This window comes from Agrobacterium sp. ICMP 6402, assembly GCF_009498615.1.
Classification (GTDB): Bacteria; Pseudomonadota; Alphaproteobacteria; order Rhizobiales; family Rhizobiaceae; genus Agrobacterium; species Agrobacterium burrii.
Genome location: NZ_QSNV01000001.1, coordinates 812157 through 828699, shown reverse-complemented (window position 1 = coordinate 828699; position 16543 = coordinate 812157). Strand labels below are relative to the sequence as shown.

The following is a 16543-nucleotide window of genomic DNA, read 5'->3' as shown; positions in this document are numbered from 1 at the left end:
TTTCAGGCGCGATACGTAGTTTCGCGCCAGATTTAGCCGAGGTGAGAAGCGCCTGCGGCTTCTCTTTTGTTTAAAGGCAGGACGACCATGGCGAAAGCTACAACAATCAAGATCAAGCTGCTGTCGACAGCCGACACCGGTACCTTCTACGTCACCACCAAGAACAGCCGTACGTTCACGGACAAGATGACGAAGACGAAGTACGACCCGGTTGTACGCAAGCACGTTGAATTCAAGGAAACCAAGATCAAGTAATTTTCTTGATCGGGTTCTCAGACAAAAGCGCGCCCAATGGGCGCGTTTTTTGTTTGTGCGGATAGTCTTTTCGTGTGGATGGCAAAGACATTTTCAGCCGGAATGCGTGGCGCTTCCGCGTCCGGAAAATGTGTGATGCTGACATATGGAAGGCAGCCGGGAGGCCGCTAAAACCCGGCAAAGCTTCTTGGCACAGTGACTTAGCACTTCACCCCTCCTCCCGCTACAGAGGTGCAGCCGTGGACGACGTGGAGCCGCCACACCGACCCGCCGGGCGGACCTGTTTCTCAACTAGACAAGTTTTCGGGAGAAGGCGGTCGGCCAACGATGTGATTACGGCACGAGGAACCGATTCGGACATCGTCAGCCGACCGACCCCACGATTCAGGAGATGCGGCGGACCTGAGCATCATGGGGCATTCAAACTACGCAATACCAGCCCCTGACGAGCGAAACCGCAGCGGCATGAACCGCCGTCATTCCATCATCACAAGACGGAAAAACCGCCGGAAGAACTGTTATTCTCGATAATGAGTGTGCGCAGAAGTAAAATAAAAATCAACAAATTCTTAAGCCAGCGATACATAACTCGAAAAACATGGTTAAATATACAACGCTGGCACACTATAGTTTCCCGCGAGATTGAATTCAATATATTTTTCAACTTGAACTGTATTAAACCCGCTGAATTTCGCCTATTCATTGCAATAAGATAAAATACAGGCAAGGTCAGTGGCTTGAGCCTGTCAATGTGACTTTTCAGCTGCTCGAACGACGGCTGTCTTCGGTAAACCCGAAAAGATGACATGGTTTTCCGCGCCAGACGTCTGCGGGCCGCTTCAGGCGGCGGCAGCCACCACCCGGTTGCGCCCGGCATGTTTCGCTTCATAGAGCGCCCGGTCGGCCTGTTTCACCAGTTCGTCCGGCATGCCGAAAGCGCCGCTGCTGGTGGCGATGCCGAGCGAGGCGGTAATGCTCAGTTCACGGTCGATGGAGCGGACGTAGAAGGGCTTGTCTTCGACGATCGCCCGCAGCCGCTCGGCGACGCTGGCAGCAAGCTCCATCGGCGTGTCAGGCATGACCACGACGAATTCTTCGCCACCGTAACGGCAGGCAAGATCAGCGCCGCGCACCGTGCTGCGGATGCGTGCTGCAAATTCCCGCAGCACCTCATCGCCCACATCATGGCCATAGGTATCATTGACCAGCTTGAACCGATCTATGTCGGTCATGCAGATGGAAATCGGGCGGCCCCGCACGGCGGCACGGTCGAAGAGTATCTTGAGATGATTGTCGAGATAACGGCGATTGTTGAGGCCGGTCAGCGCGTCGACGATGGCAAGCTCCATCGTATGCTGCATATTGAGCCGCAGGTGTTCGTTGTAACGCTTGCGCCTGATCTGCGTCAGTGAGCGGGCGACAAGTTCGTTGGGGTCGATCGGGCGCAGGATATAATCATTGACGCCGAGATCGAGCGCACGCGCCACCATATCGTCCGCCCCCTGCTCCGCCACCAGAAGCAGCGGGAGGAAACGGGTGCGTTCCAGCGAGCGAAGCTGCGAACACAATCGCAGCGGATCGTAATCCGCAAAATTGGAATTGACGATGACAAGCTCGAAGGGGTTGCTTGCCGCTTTCAGCAGCGCCGCCTGCGGCTCGGTGACGGCATCCACCTCGGCGACCGGCTTCAGCGCCCTGACGATACGTTCCTGCGAGCTGGCGCGGCCATCCGCGACGAGTACACGGCCGGGCGTCTGCATCAGGCCGTCGGCACGTAGCATCTCCTCGATGCCGATCTGCCTTGCAGTTTCGGCGCGCAGCCGCAATTCGTCGCTGACGGCTTTCAGGCGCACGAGGCTTTTGACACGGGCAATCAGCTGAAGGTCGTTGACCGGCTTGGTCAGAAAATCATCGGCGCCGGCTTTCAGGCCGCGCACCCGGTCGGATGGCTGATCGAGCGCAGTGACCATGACCACGGGAATATGCGCCGTCTTCGGGTTGGCCTTCAGCCTCTCGCAGACCTCGAAACCGTCCATGCCCGGCATCATGATGTCGAGCAGGATAATATCGACCTGTTCCTCGTCGCAGATCGCCAGCGCCTTAAAACCATCCTCGGCGGTGACGACATCGAAATATTCCGCCACAAGCCGAGCCTCGAGAAGCTTCACATTGGCAGGAATGTCGTCAACAACCAGAACTCTCGCCGTCATAACCGTTCCCCAGCCGCCTTAGGCGTCGCCCAGATAAGTCTTGATGATTTCGATGAATTTCGGGACGGAAATCGGCTTCGAAACATAAGCCTCGCAGCCGCCCTGGCGAATCCGTTCCTCGTCGCCCTTCATGGCAAAGGCCGTCACGGCGATGACCGGGATGACGTGCAATTCGTCATCTTCCTTCAGCCATTTCGTCACCTCCAGCCCCGAAACCTCCGGCAGCTGGATATCCATGAGAATGAGGTCCGGACGGTGCTTGCGGGCAAGGTCCAGCGCTTCCATGCCGTTGCGCGTCTGGATCGTCGTATAACCAGACGCCTCGATCAGGTCGCGAAAGAGCTTCATGTTCAGCTCGTTGTCTTCGACTATCATGACCTGTTTGGGCATGGTGGGCAGTCCCCGTTTCGCTTTGAAACCTTCATCCAGACATATAAGTTGTCAGAGAACCGATTCCATCGTCCATTTGTTGCGCAAGGCTAGAGGGATTTGGTTTCAAAATAGGTAACTTCGGGGAAGAAATGCTGCGCGATACGAAAAACAAAGGCAATGCCGGCAAAGATCCGCAAGAAACGGCGGCCGCCATACTTGGCTGGCTGGCCAACGAGCCGGACATGCTGGCACGTTTTCTGGCGCTGAGCGGCTTGCAGGCCAATATGCTGCGCCAGGCCGTCAACGATCCCGGCTTTCTGGCCGGCCTCACCGATTTTCTGATGAGCCACGAGCCGGACCTCATGGCGTTCTGTGCCGCAACCGATACCTCACCCGAAACGGTGGCTGCCGCCTGGCACCATTTTTCCGGTCCGGGGCTGGATTCGGGTGTGTATTGACCGGCCAGCCCCTTGAGCGACCGTCTCCACCGGAGTATGGTCGGCAACGTTCTGGTTTTGTTTTCAGCCCCATGTCCACGTCGCACTCCTATGATCCCGGTTTTTGTCGCGACTGTCTGGCCGGTCAGCCAGCGGGTTTGAGGCGTTGCCGCTCCTGTGGCAGCCCACGTCTCGTCTATCATGATGAACTTTATGATCTGAGCATCGCCCATATCGACTGCGACGCCTTCTATGCTTCCGTTGAAAAGCGCGACAATCCGGAACTGGCTGACAAGCCGGTCATTGTCGGCGGTGGCAAGCGGGGCGTGGTTTCGACGGCGTGCTACATCGCCCGCATTCAGGGCGTGCGTTCCGCCATGCCGATGTTCAAGGCGTTGGAAGCCTGCCCGGATGCGGTGGTCATCAAACCCGACATGGAGAAGTACAGCCGTGTCGGACGCGAAATCCGCGCCATGATGCAGGAATTGACGCCGCTGGTGCAGCCGCTTTCCATAGACGAAGCTTTTCTCGATCTCGCCGGCACGGAGAGGCTGCATCACGATCCACCAGCGCGTGTGCTGGCGAAGTTTGCAAAGCGTGTGGAAAAGGAGGTCGGCGTGACCGTCTCGGCCGGGCTTTCCTATTGCAAGTTTCTGGCCAAGGTCGCATCCGACCTCAACAAGCCGCGGGGTTTTTCGGTGATTGGCGAGGCGGAGGCGCTTGCCTTTCTGGCGACGCGGCCCGTAACCACAATCTGGGGCGTGGGCAAAGCTTTTGCTGCGACACTGGAGGCGGACGGTATCCGCATGATCGCCCAGCTGCAGGAAATGGAAGAAGGCGACCTGATGCGCCGTTACGGCGTGATGGGACAGCGGCTCTTCCGGCTTTCGCGCGGCATTGACGAGCGGCATGTGCACAATAACGACCCGGTCAAAAGCGTGTCTTCCGAAACCACCTTCTTCAACGACATTTCCCGCCATGAGGACCTGGTGCCGATCCTGCGGTCGCTTTCCGAAAAAGTCGCATGGCGGCTGAAGAAAAACGGCATTGCCGGCCAGACAGTGGTGCTGAAGATGAAGACGTCCGACTTTAAAATCCGTACCCGCAACCGCAAGCTCGATGATCCCACCCAGCTTGCCGACCGGATTTTCCGTACCGGGCTATCTATGTTGGAAAAGGAAACCGACGGCACAAAATTCCGCCTGCTCGGCATCGGCGTCAGCGATCTGCGCGATGCGGGTCTTGCCGACCCTCCTGATCTCGTCGACAGGCAGGCTGCCCGCCGGGCGGCGGCGGAAGCGGCGATGGATAAGCTGCGCGACAAGTTCGGCAAAGGCAGCGTCGAGACCGGCTACACGTTTGGCACACGCAAATAGCGGTTTAATCGTGAGCCTTGGGAACTGCGCATCGACCCGTTCCGCCACTTCATACCCATGTATTTTAGATTTTACACAAATTAGTGATGTTACGGCTGCGCCGTCCTTAAGCTTCCTTAAACTTCGCGTGGTTGAGTGAAGCAAGTTTTGTGCATGTGGTGTATTGCGTCATGTCCCTTCGCCTCCGTCTTCTGACCGGCATGCTGTCGGCCAGTATTTTTGCCTTCCCGGCGCTTGCCGCCGATAGCAGATCGCTGCAGATCCTCGTTTCGAAAAGCGACCAGTCGCTTTCGCTTTATGAAAACGGCGAGATCATCGCCACCTCGAAAGTCTCCACCGGCAAGGCCGGGCATGAGACGCCGAGCGGCATATTTTCCATTCTGGAAAAACGGAAATACCACGAATCGAATATCTACTCGGCCGCCCCCATGCCCTTCATGCAGCGGCTGACATGGTCCGGCATTGCGCTGCACGAAGGCAAGGTACCGAACTACGCGGCTTCGCATGGCTGCGTGCGCCTGCCTTCGAAATTCGCCAAGTCACTTTTCGGCGACACAGCGACTGGCGTGCATGTCATCATCACCGACCGCCCGGTTTCGCTGCGCTTCGTTGAGCATCCGACGTTGTTTACACCGCGAGACGACAGCGATGACGGCAAGCTGCTTCTGTCCGATGTCGAGTTGCGCCCGGCGACCTTCGATGCGGCATTGGGCGCGGTTGAGGTTGCCGTCAATGAAAAAACACAGGCCATCAAGCCGGCGGCGAAGGTCAGGGACCCCTCCCCTTTGCGCATTCTGATTACCCGGCGTGGGGAGCGGGAAAAGGTGATGGATATCCAGGCCCTGCTGACCCGCCTTGGCTTCGATGCCGGTTCGCCCGATGGTTACACCGGAGAAATGACTGTCAGCGCCGTGAACGGTTTCAAGCGCTGGAAGGGATTGCCAACCACCGGACCGCTTCTGACCGACGCCTTCGTGACGGCGCTTTACACTTCCGCCGGCGAAGATCATCCACTGAGCGGCCAGATCATGGTGCGGCAGGATTTCAAGCCGCTGTTCGAGGCGGCGATCGACATCAGGGATCCGGAGGTGGCGCTCGGAACCCATTTCCTAGAAGCCGTTTCAGTGGATCGCGCAGCCGGAACCGCCGAATGGAACGGCGTGACGCTCGAAAACCATCTGCCCGCCGCCGCCCGCAAGCGGCTTGGCATTACCGTCACCGAAGCGCCGGGCGGCTTCGATCAATTGAGCGCCGTACTTGGCCGTCTCGACATACCGGCAGACATTCGCTCCCGCATTGAACAGGAGCTTTCAACCGGCAGCTCGATCACTGTTTCCGATCTCAGTCACCAGATGGAGACAGGAACCGGAACGGACTTCATTACCGTGACGAAGGAAGGGCCGGTTTGAGGGGCGCGTGAGCGTCTGAACCCTTAAACCAGTTCCACATCGACGACGCCGGGAGCGGAGCGAAGTGCTGCGGCGATTTCCGGTGAAATGCGGTATTTCTCCGTCAGTTCCACTTCGATTTCGCGGCTGCCCTCATCCTTGATGACGATGAAATAGACTGACCCGTCACCCTTGGTGTTGAGGTGACGGGCGACGGTTTTCAGTGGGCCGGAATCGCGCACATAGACGCGCAGAGCCTTCTGCATCTGCACCGACTTCTCCTCCAGCGACTGCGCCGTCTGGATGCGCAGACCGATGCCTTCCGGGCGTTCTTCCGCAGCCACGGTGATGACAAGTGATTTGCCGACCTCGAGCAGATCACGGAACTGAGCGAGCCCTTCGGAAAACAGCACCGCCTCATATTGCCCTGACGCATCCGAGAAGGTGACGATGCCCATCTTGTTGCCGGTGCGGGTCTTGCGCTCCTGCTTGCCGGTGACGGTGCCGGCCAGACGCCCGGCGGTGGCGCCCTGTTTCACGGCGGCGGAAAAATCGGCGATATTCTGCACACGCAACTTTTCCAGCACGGGGCGATAGGTGTCGAGCGGATGGGCGGTGAGGTAGAACCCGAGCACCTGATATTCACGCAACAGCTTTTCCGAAGCGAGCCACGGCTGGAAGGCCGGCAGCACCAGCTTCTCCGGGCCGTTTCCACCACCGGAACCGAACATGTCCGACTGGCCGATGGTGCGGTTGTTCTGCGCCATCTGCGCATAACCGATGATGCGGTCGAGCCCACCGATCAATTCGGCACGATCGCGGCCGAAACAATCGAAGCCGCCGGCATTGATAAGGCTTTCCAGAACACGCCGGTTGATCTGTTTAGGATCGATACGCAGGCAGAAATCCTCAAGGCTCGTGAACGGCTTGTCGCCGCGCACTTCGACGATATGTTCGACAGCACCCTCGCCGACACCCTTGATGGCGGCCAGCGAATAATAGATGCGGTTTTCACCCGTCTCGAACTGGCGGAAAGACGTCTGCACCGAAGGCGCTACGACCTCGATGCCGAGGCGGCCGGCATCCTGACGGAAATCATTGAGCTTTTCCGTGTTCGCCATATCGAGCGTCATGGAGGCTGCCAGAAACTCTACCGGGTAATGCGCCTTCATATAGGCGGTCTGGTAAGAAACGATGGCGTAAGCGGCGGCGTGGCTCTTGTTGAAGCCGTAATTGGCAAACTTCGCCAGAAGGTCGAAGATGGTGTTGGCCTGCGGTTTCGATACATCATTCCTGATGGCGCCATCAACGAAACGCTCGCGCTGCTGGTCCATCTCCTCCTTGATCTTCTTGCCCATGGCACGGCGCAGAAGATCGGCCTCGCCGAGCGAATAACCTGACAGGACCTGGGCGATCTGCATCACCTGTTCCTGATAGACGATAACGCCCTGCGTTTCCTTGAGCAGATGATCGATGGTCGGGTGGATGGACTCCAGCTCCTCCTCACCATGCTTGCGGGCGTTATAGACCGGGATATTTTCCATCGGGCCTGGACGATAAAGCGCCACCAGCGCGATGATATCCTCAATGCAGTCCGGGCGCATGCCGATCAGCGCCTTGCGCATACCGGCACTTTCCACCTGGAACACGCCGATGGTCTCGCCACGCGAGAGCATCTCGTAGGTTTTGACGTCCTCGAGCGGAATGGCGGCAAGATCGACCTTGATGCCACGCTTGGCGACGAAATCGACCGCCACCTTCAGCACCGTCAGCGTCTTCAGGCCGAGAAAGTCGAATTTAACGAGACCGGCGCTTTCCACCCATTTCATGTTGAACTGGGTGACCGGCATGTCGGACCGCGGATCGCGATACATCGGTACCAGCTTCGACAGCGGCCGGTCGCCAATGACGATACCGGCGGCGTGGGTGGAAGCGTGGCGATAAAGCCCCTCGATCTTCTGGGCGATATCCAAGAGGCGAGCGACGACCGGTTCCTTGTCCGCCTCTTCCTGCAGGCGCGGCTCTTCCTCGATCGCTTTCGACAGCGGCGTGGGATTGGCCGGGTTGTTGGGCACCAGTTTGCAGATCTTGTCGACCTGCCCGTAGGGCATTTCCAGCACGCGGCCGACGTCGCGTAATGCCGCGCGTGCCTGCAACGAACCGAAGGTGATGATCTGCGCCACCTGCTCGCGGCCATATTTGCGCTGCACGTAGCGGATCACCTCTTCGCGGCGATCCTGACAGAAGTCGATATCGAAGTCGGGCATCGAGACGCGTTCGGGGTTGAGGAAGCGCTCGAACAGCAACGAGAAACGCAACGGATCGACATCAGTGATGGTCAGCGCATAGGCGACAAGCGAGCCGGCGCCCGAACCGCGGCCGGGGCCGACCGGGATGTCCTGCTGCTTGGCCCATTTGATGAAGTCGGCAACAATCAGGAAGTAACCGGGGAAACCCATGCGTTCGATAACGCCGAGCTCAAAATCCAGCCTGTCGCGATATTCCTGCTCGGTGTAGCCCGGTGCCATGCCAAGGGCTGCAAGGCGTTGATCGAGACCCTCGACCGCCTGACGGCGAAGCTCCTCGGCCTCTGCCCGCTGCGCCGCTTCAGGGTCCTCGCTGGCGCCGGTGAAACGCGGCAGGATGGGTCCGCGCTTTTTCAGCACATAGGAGCAGCGGAGCGCAATCTCGATGGTGTTTTCGAGCGCCTCGGGAATGTCGGCAAACAGCGCCGTCATCTCTTCGCGGCTTTTGAGATAATGATCGGGCGTCAGGCGAAAGCGGCTGTCATCAGAAACGATGGCGTTATGCGCCACCGCCATCAGCGCATCATGCGCCTCGTAATCGGCCTTGGAAGGGAAAAACGCCTCGTTGGTGGCGACCAGCGGGATATCGTGTTCATAAGCAAGACCGATCATGCGTCGCTCATGGGAACGGTCGTAACCGGACTGGCGTTGCAATTCGATATAAAGCCTGTCACCGAAGAGTGATTTCAGCGCCAGCAGCCGCTCTTTGGCCTGTGCAGCATGGCCTTCTCTCAGGGCCATATCCACCGGACCGCCGGTGGCGCCCGTCAGCGCGATCAAGCCGGCATTGGAAGCCTCTTCCAGCCATGCGCGGGTAATATGGACGGATTGACCGCCGCCCTCGCCATCCAGATAGGCACGGCTGATCAGATCCACCAGTCGCTCGTAACCTTCGGCATTGGCGGCCAGAAGCACGATGGCGGGGAGCTTTGCAAGATGGTTGTTATGATTGCGGCGATCTTCCGCCGCATCCTGCATGTCGATCGACACCTGGCAGCCGATGATCGGTTGCAAACCTTCGTCACGCGCTTTTTCGGAAAATTCGAGCGCGACGAAAAGATTGTTGGTGTCGGTGATGGCAATTGCCGGCTGGCCATCTGCAACGGCCTTGGACATGATTTTCTTGAGGGGTAATGCCCCCTCAAGCAGGGAATAAGCGGAATGAACCCGCAAATGAACGAAACCAGGCGTTTTCAGCGTTTCGTCAGAGTTTTCTCCACGCACAACCGTATCGCCCATATCGTCGTCCTGTCATCCTGAATCGAGGGGGCGATTTTCCGATTTCCGGCGCTTAAAGTCTACAGCCTTGCGGCCTCCATACAGGCTTCTGCGCCGATGTTTCCTTCACAGGGCAGTGAGGATCACCGAAAAGCTGGCAACAAAGACAGCGATGGAAGCGAAAGCGGCAACGTCACGGATGAAATCAGTCATTGGTCTCTCCTTACTCGTTATGTTCCGACTTTGTTCTCATTTTGTTCGATTGTCAACAGGGTTTTGCTGATATTCCCCTTGCTAACGCGGCAGAATCGGATGGGGTTCCGTTTGCGCCTGGGGCAAGCCTCTGACTCCAAAGCGAAAAAACCCGGAGGTTAAAACGCCTCCGGGTTCGGAAAAAATTCAATTGTGGACGAAAGAGGCGCCCCATGGAAGAGCCGGCGAAGCGGCTCAACCGTGTGGACGGTATTGCCGGCTTAGATCAGAAATCGACGATCTTGCCGTCTGCAAGCGTTACGCGTCGGTCCATGCGGGCAGCGAGGTCGTGGTTATGGGTGGCGATCATCGCCGCAAGGCCGGACTGGCGCACTAAGGCCTCCAGCGCATCGAAAACATAATGCGCGGTCTCGGGATCGAGGTTGCCGGTCGGCTCATCCGCAAGCAGAAGCAGCGGCGCATTGGCAACCGCGCGTGCAATCGCCACGCGCTGCTGCTCGCCGCCGGAAAGTTCAGCCGGACGATGTTCGCCGCGATGGCCGACGCGCATGTAGTCCAGCAGGGCGCTCGCGCGCTTGCGGGCCTCGGCCTGTGTCAAGCCAGCGATGAGCTGCGGCATCATCACATTTTCCACCGCTGAAAATTCCGGCAGGAGGTGATGGAACTGGTAGACGAAGCCGATATCGCTGCGGCGGATCGCGGTGCGGGTTTCATCCGGCAGGCCGTTGCATGGCGCGCCGTTGATGAAGACCTCGCCGGCATCGGGGTGTTCCAGAAGCCCGGCCAGATGCAGCAGTGTGGATTTTCCGGTACCGGAGGGGGCGACGAGCGCCACCATCTCACCGCTCCTCAATTCAAAATCGGCCTTGCGCAGAATGGAAAGCGACGTTTCACCCTGACCATAGGTCCGTTCCACGCCGGTAAGCCGCAGCACTGTTTTTTTTGCCATATTGCGAAGCGGTCCTTATTCGTAACGCAGGGCCTGCACCGGATCGAGCTTGGAAGCTCGCCATGCTGGAAAGATCGTTGCCAGGAAAGAAAGCGTCAACGCCATGATGACGACGGTGATGGTCTCGCTGATATCCATTTCGGCCGGCAGCTGGCTGAGGAAATAGAGCTGCGGATCGAACAGCACCGTGCCTGATATCCACGAGAAGAACTGCCGGATGGATTCTACATTGAGGCAGACGATGACGCCGAGCGCCACACCGGCAAAGGTGCCGACCGTGCCGATGGCTGCGCCGGTCATGAAAAATATCCGCATGACCGCGCCGGAACTGGCGCCCATGGTGCGCAGAATGGCGATATCGCTGCCCTTGTCCTTCACCAGCATGATCAGGCCGGAAATAATATTCAGCGCCGCCACCAGAACGATGAGGGTGAGGATCATGAACATCACGTTTCTTTCCACCTGCAGGGCGGAAAAGAAGGTCTGGTTCCGTTGTCTCCAGTCGGTGATATAGATCTGCCGTTCGGCCGCCTGCTCCACCAGCGGCCGGATGCCGTCGACATCATCAGGCCGGCTGACGTAGAGCTCGATGGATTGCACGATGCCGTCGGCGTTGAAATAAAGCTGGGCTTCGGAAAGCGGCATATAGATCATCGACGCGTCATATTCCGACATGCCGATCTCGAAGACGCCTGATATCTTGTAGGATTTGACGCGCGGATTGACGCCCATCGGCGTCACGTCGCCTTCCGGCGAAATAAGGGTGATATCGTCGCCAGCCGTCACGCCAAGCTGCGCGGCGAGCCTCGAGCCGACCAAAACGCCATCGCCTGCCATGAAGCCGACGAGGTCGCCGGTCTTGATGTTGCTGGCAACTTCCTTGATCTTGTCGATGTCCTCCTGGCGCACACCGCGCACCAGCGCGCCGGAGCCTGCGCCACCACGGCCGGAGGCCAAGGTCTGGCCTTCCACCAGCGGCAGGGCCATGGTGACGCCCGGCACGGCGGAAAACTTCTTCGCCAGCTCATCGTAATTGTTGAAGGGCTGGTCGATCGGCTGCACGATCATATGGCCGTTAATGCCGAGAATGCGCGAAATCAGCTCAGTGCGGAAGCCGTTCATGACAGCCATGACGATGATCAGCGTCGCGACACCCAACATGATGCCGACGAAGGAAAAACCGGCAATGACGGAAATGAACGCTTCCTTGCGCCGCGACCGCAGATAGCGCCACGCCACCATGCGTTCAAAAGCGGAAAAAGGCCGGGCGGTCTTTCCCTTGGCGGAAGGAGCCGCACCCTTGTCAGCCTCGGCTTTTGCCATGTCGTCTCCCTGATCTCAAATTGCAAGATCGGTCCTTTCAAAGACCGGTCCCAATCTCTGCGGCATCTGCGCATTAAACTGGAGCGGTCTTCGGGTGAAGGCCGCTCCCATCTGTCCGTTTGCGCTTAGGCAAGCGCCTTGTTCATTGCCGCCTCGATTGTGACGGTTTCACGTTCGCCGGTCTTGCGGTCCTTCACTTCGACTTCGCCATTCGCGACGGAACGTGGGCCGACGATGATCTGCATCGGTACACCAATCAGATCGGCAGTGGCGAATTTCTGGCCCGCACGGTCGTCGGTATCGTCGTAAAGAACATCCTTGCCGGCGTTGGAGAGCGAATAGTACAGCTTTTCGCAAGCCGCATCACAGGCCGCATCGCCTGCCTTCATGTTGATAATGACGACATCGAAAGGAGCGACCGAGGCCGGCCAGATGATTCCGTTCTCATCATGCGATGCTTCAATGATGGCGGGAACAAGGCGTGTCGGGCCAATGCCATAGGAACCCATGTGGACAGGGTGCTCCTTGCCGTCCGCGCCCTGCACTTTCGCGCCCATCGGCTCGGAATATTTGGTGCCGAAATAGAAGATGTGGCCAACTTCGATGCCGCGCGCCGAAAGACGCTCACCATCGGGAATGGCGTCATAGGCGGCTTCGTCGTGCATTTCGGAGGTAGCGGCATAATCGGCCGTCCACTCGTTAAATACGCCCTGCAGGGCTGCGACATCGTCGAAGTCGGTGTTTTCGGCCGGGATGGCGCGGTCGAGGAAGCTCTTGTGGCAGAAGACCTCGGATTCGCCGGTATCAGCGAGAATGATGAATTCATGGCTGTGGTTGCCGCCAATCGGGCCGGTATCGGCGCGCATGGGAATGGCTCGCAGGCCAAGGCGCTCGAACGTGCGCAGGTAAGCCACGAACATCTTGTTATAAGAGTGGATCGCGTCTTCCTTGGTCAGATCAAAGGAATAGGCATCCTTCATCAGGAATTCGCGCGAACGCATGGTGCCGAAACGCGGACGCACTTCATCGCGGAACTTCAGCTGGATATGGTAAAGGTTCAGCGGCAGGTTCTTGTAGGACTTCACATAGGACCGGAAGATGTCGGTGATCATCTCCTCATTGGTGGGGCCATAGAGCATCTGGCGGTCCTGACGATCCTTGATGCGCAGCATTTCCTTGCCGTAATCGTCATAACGGCCGCTTTCCTGCCAGAGTTCGGCGGTCTGCAGCGTCGGCATCAGAAGCTCGATGGCGCCGGAGCGGTCCTGCTCCTGACGGATGATCTTGTTGACCTTGTCCAGCACGCGCTTGCCGAGCGGCAGCCACGAATAAATGCCTGCCGATTGCTGCCGGATCATGCCTGCACGCAACATCAGGCGATGGGAGACGATCTCCGCTTCCTTGGGATTTTCCTTCAGGATGGGCATGAAATAACGGCTGAGACGCATGACGGCTTCCATTGATGTGGACGACGGCGCGAAAGGCGCGGGAATCGCCCCGAATAAAGGGATATTGGCGCCGGATATAGCCGTTTCCCGCCAAGAAGAAAACCCGCCATGAAAAGAGCATTGAAGGCGAGTTCGTGGCATTTTCGAGATAGCTAATTCGCGTCAAAACGCTTTGACCGGAATATTATTCTTGATCCGGTGCGACAAATTGCACCATAGGGAATTTTTTGCCGACTGTAACAAATATGCAAAAAATGAGATGACAAGCATGGGTGATTAAGCTAGCTTTAGCTTACAAAAGAGGCAGGAAGTCTAAATTCTTGTCGTTTTCGCGGTCAGTCTTGGGAGGATCAGATCTTAGGCGCGCTCGTCGCTGCCCCGGCAACGGTTACAGATCACGCGAAACCTGAAAAACAAGGCTGAAATGCCTTGTTTTTTTTTGATTCCATCACACCAAAACGCGTCGGCCGGTTATTCCGGTGAAATTGTGACGGTGAATCAGCCGTTCACTATGCTCATGCTGTGTGCACGACAGAGATGACATCCATATGACAGCCCCATCTTTGCCCGCGTGCGAAACGGGCAGTTTCGTCAGTGCGCTACGACATTTTCTGTCACTCCAGCCTTGAGCCAAAATCCGTTAGACATCGCATTTGCCCTCGTTGGGAACGCGGTTCTCAAAGCACGGATTTGGCAGCGTGGGGGCCGATATTCAGTCGTAAACGGGGACAATCCTCGGGAGATCATCGAGGCTGAAACCGAACCACCAGGACACCCCGTACCAGACACCACAGATCAGGGCCGATATCAGAGTTGTCCACAGAACGATGCGACCGCCTCGGAAGCGGGAGGGCGCGCTGGCGATGGTGCCGAGTGCCACATCGCCCTCTTCCGCCTGGGTGCGAAGTCCAATCGGCAACACGACAAAAAGCACCGTCCACCAGACGATGAAATAAACGGCGAAGACCGAAAGAAGCGGCATGACGTCCTCCTGCGCAATGCGTTCCTTGTAACGCATTCATCCGTATAGCGAAATCACTTCCGTGCCAGAAGTGTAAAAAGCCGTGGAGGGAGGAACAGAACCGCGCTTTGAGCGGGCACCCTCAGATCGCTGACCAAGGAGGGCGACTTATCTCCGTCATTCCAGACTAGATCCGGCATCCAGCCACGGCGCATCTGCGCCGTGAGACAAGTCTTTACGCGATCAAGGACTTGATCGTGCTGGACCCCGGAATTAGTCCGGGGTGACGGAGCGTCTTGCTTCCCCGATCAGACCTTCGTCACAAAAACCGTGACGATCGGCTTCTTGCCCCAGGTCTGGTTGGCGGCGGCGCGCACGGCGCGGCGCACCGCTTCGCGCAACAGCGCCAGATCCTTGCGGCGGGCGCGGGGAATGCTTTCCACGGCGCCGAGAACGGCGTCATACAGCGTGTCTTCCATATCCTCGCCCTCATCATCGAATTCCGGCAGGCCGAAGGGCACGACATCGGGATCGCCATGGAAGTCGTAACGGCTGTCCAGCACGACATTCACCGAGACGTGACCGGCGAAGGAAAGCTTGCGACGATTGCTGATCCCCATCTCATCCATATCGCCGATGAGATTGCCATCCTTGAACACGCGGCCATGCGGCGCGTCATCGATGACTTCCGCGGGTCCCGGCGCCAGACGCAGAACATTGCCGTTGCGCACCTTCGGCACCTGCGAAATACCGGCCTGCTCGGCCAGCTCTTTCTGCGCCACCAGATGCGCAGCCTCGCCATGAACGGGCACGACGATCTGCGGCTTCGTCCATTCATACATCCTCAGAAGCTCGTTGCGGCGCGGATGGCCGGAAACGTGAACCAGAGCCTCATTGTCGGTGATGATATGGACACCCTGCTCGATCAGGCCGTTCTTGATGTCGATGATCGCCTTTTCATTGCCGGGAATGGCGCGCGAGGAAAACACAACTGTATCTCCCGCAGCCAGCGCCACATTGCGCATCTCGTCACGCGAGAGCTTGGCGAGTGCGGCGCGCGGCTCGCCCTGCGAACCGGTCAGGATCAACACCACCTTGTCGCGCGGGATATAGCCATATTCGTCTTCGGCCAGAAACGGCTTGATGCCTTCCATGATGCCGAGATCCTGCGAGACGTTGACAACGCGCTTCAGCGACGAACCGAGCAGCAGCACCTCACGGCCCGCCGCCTCCGCCGCCTGCGCAATCGAGCGGATACGCCCGACATTGGAGGAGAAGGTGGTAACGGCTACACGACCTTCGGCATTTTCGATGATCTGCCGCAGGCCCTCGGAAACTTCCTGTTCCGACGGCGAAACGCCGTCGCGCAGCGCGTTGGTGCTGTCGCACATCAGCGCCAGCACGCCCTCTTCGCCAATGGCGCGGAAGCGCGTTTCATCCGTCAACGGCCCGAGCGACGGCGCTTCGTCGATTTTCCAGTCACCGGTGTGGATGACATTGCCGAGCGGCGTGCGGATGACCAGCGACATCGGCTCGGGGATGGAGTGGTTGACGCCTACGGCTTCGATTTCGAACGGACCGACATTGATGCGATCGCCCGCCTTGAAGGGAGTGATCGGAATTTCGGCGCGGCTGCCCTCATAGGCCCGTTTGGCTTCCAGCATGCCGGCGGTGAAACCCGAGGCATAGACCGGTACGTTGAGGCCCGGCCACAGATCGTTCAGCGCGCCGTAGTGATCCTCATGGGCGTGGGTGATGATGATGCCTTTGAGGTTCTTCTTCTGCTCGGCGATATAGCTGATATCGGGGAGCACCAGATCGACGCCCGGCAGATCGAGACCGGCAAAGGTCACGCCGCAATCCACCATGATCCATTCGCGCTTGCCTGCCGGCCCGTAGCCATAAAGCGCCAGATTCATGCCGATTTCACCGACGCCGCCAAGCGGCAGGAAGACCAGTTCGTCCTGTTTAGCCATTGTTTTTCTTATCCATTCACAAGAGCGCGCAGGCGACGGCGAAATGCCGCGCCCCGCGCATGTTTCCAGCATCGGACCTGTTAAACCATCTGATCGACCGGGCCGATGCGG

Annotated in this window: 12 protein-coding genes; 4 read left to right on the top strand and 8 right to left on the bottom strand. The window is 58.2% G+C overall.

What is annotated here, in order from left to right; translation table 11 throughout:
• The first annotated feature begins 87 nt into the window (after positions 1–87).
• A complete protein-coding gene (gene rpmG / locus DXT96_RS04175; protein ID WP_003496403.1) occupies positions 88–255 on the top strand; it encodes a 50S ribosomal protein L33 in 168 nt (55 codons plus the stop codon).
• 839 nt (positions 256–1094) lie between these two features.
• Here the strand turns inward: rpmG and DXT96_RS04170 are convergent.
• Positions 1095–2465 (bottom strand): PleD family two-component system response regulator, encoded by a 1371-nt coding sequence (locus tag DXT96_RS04170; RefSeq protein WP_149897738.1) that lies wholly within the window; start codon positions 2463–2465, stop codon positions 1095–1097.
• Positions 2466–2483: 18 nt separating this feature from the next.
• Positions 2484–2855: a response regulator gene (locus DXT96_RS04165; protein WP_003496409.1), complete on the bottom strand. Its 372-nt coding sequence runs from the start codon at positions 2853–2855 to the stop codon at positions 2484–2486.
• A gap of 131 nt (positions 2856–2986) precedes the next feature.
• Between DXT96_RS04165 and DXT96_RS04160 the strand changes: the two genes are divergently transcribed.
• The 3 genes from DXT96_RS04160 to DXT96_RS04150 all read left to right on the top strand — a co-directional run bounded on the left by DXT96_RS04160 (position 2987) and on the right by DXT96_RS04150 (position 6059).
• On the top strand, positions 2987–3295 hold the full coding sequence (locus tag DXT96_RS04160; protein WP_112277769.1) for a DUF3572 domain-containing protein: 309 nt from the start codon (positions 2987–2989) through the stop codon (positions 3293–3295).
• Positions 3296–3366: 71 nt separating this feature from the next.
• Complete coding sequence (locus DXT96_RS04155; protein ID WP_153513595.1) at positions 3367–4650, top strand: DNA polymerase IV; 1284 nt, start codon at positions 3367–3369, stop codon at positions 4648–4650.
• A 170-nt stretch (positions 4651–4820) separates the two neighbouring features.
• Positions 4821–6059: a L,D-transpeptidase family protein gene (locus DXT96_RS04150; RefSeq protein ID WP_153513594.1), complete on the top strand. Its 1239-nt coding sequence runs from the start codon at positions 4821–4823 to the stop codon at positions 6057–6059.
• Between the two features lie 23 nt (positions 6060–6082).
• Here the strand turns inward: DXT96_RS04150 and dnaE are convergent, their stop codons facing one another.
• From dnaE to DXT96_RS04115, 6 genes are all read right to left on the bottom strand, one after another.
• Positions 6083–9583 (bottom strand): DNA polymerase III subunit alpha, encoded by a 3501-nt coding sequence (gene dnaE / locus DXT96_RS04145; RefSeq protein WP_153513593.1) that lies wholly within the window; start codon positions 9581–9583, stop codon positions 6083–6085.
• 457 nt (positions 9584–10040) lie between these two features.
• Positions 10041–10724 (bottom strand): ABC transporter ATP-binding protein, encoded by a 684-nt coding sequence (locus DXT96_RS04135; RefSeq protein ID WP_052818533.1) that lies wholly within the window; start codon positions 10722–10724, stop codon positions 10041–10043.
• Positions 10725–10739: 15 nt separating this feature from the next.
• Positions 10740–12047, bottom strand: a complete 1308-nt coding sequence (locus tag DXT96_RS04130) for a lipoprotein-releasing ABC transporter permease subunit (RefSeq protein WP_149897742.1) — start codon at positions 12045–12047, stop codon at positions 10740–10742.
• Between the two features lie 125 nt (positions 12048–12172).
• Positions 12173–13495 carry a proline--tRNA ligase gene (proS, locus tag DXT96_RS04125; protein ID WP_153513592.1) on the bottom strand — a complete coding sequence of 441 codons (1323 nt, stop codon included), beginning with the start codon at positions 13493–13495 and terminating at the stop codon, positions 12173–12175.
• 712 nt (positions 13496–14207) lie between these two features.
• Positions 14208–14513: a DUF1467 family protein gene (locus DXT96_RS04120; RefSeq protein WP_174372700.1), complete on the bottom strand. Its 306-nt coding sequence runs from the start codon at positions 14511–14513 to the stop codon at positions 14208–14210.
• A gap of 251 nt (positions 14514–14764) precedes the next feature.
• On the bottom strand, positions 14765–16432 hold the full coding sequence (locus DXT96_RS04115) for a ribonuclease J (protein ID WP_153513590.1): 1668 nt from the start codon (positions 16430–16432) through the stop codon (positions 14765–14767).
• Positions 16433–16543: the final 111 nt, after the last annotated feature.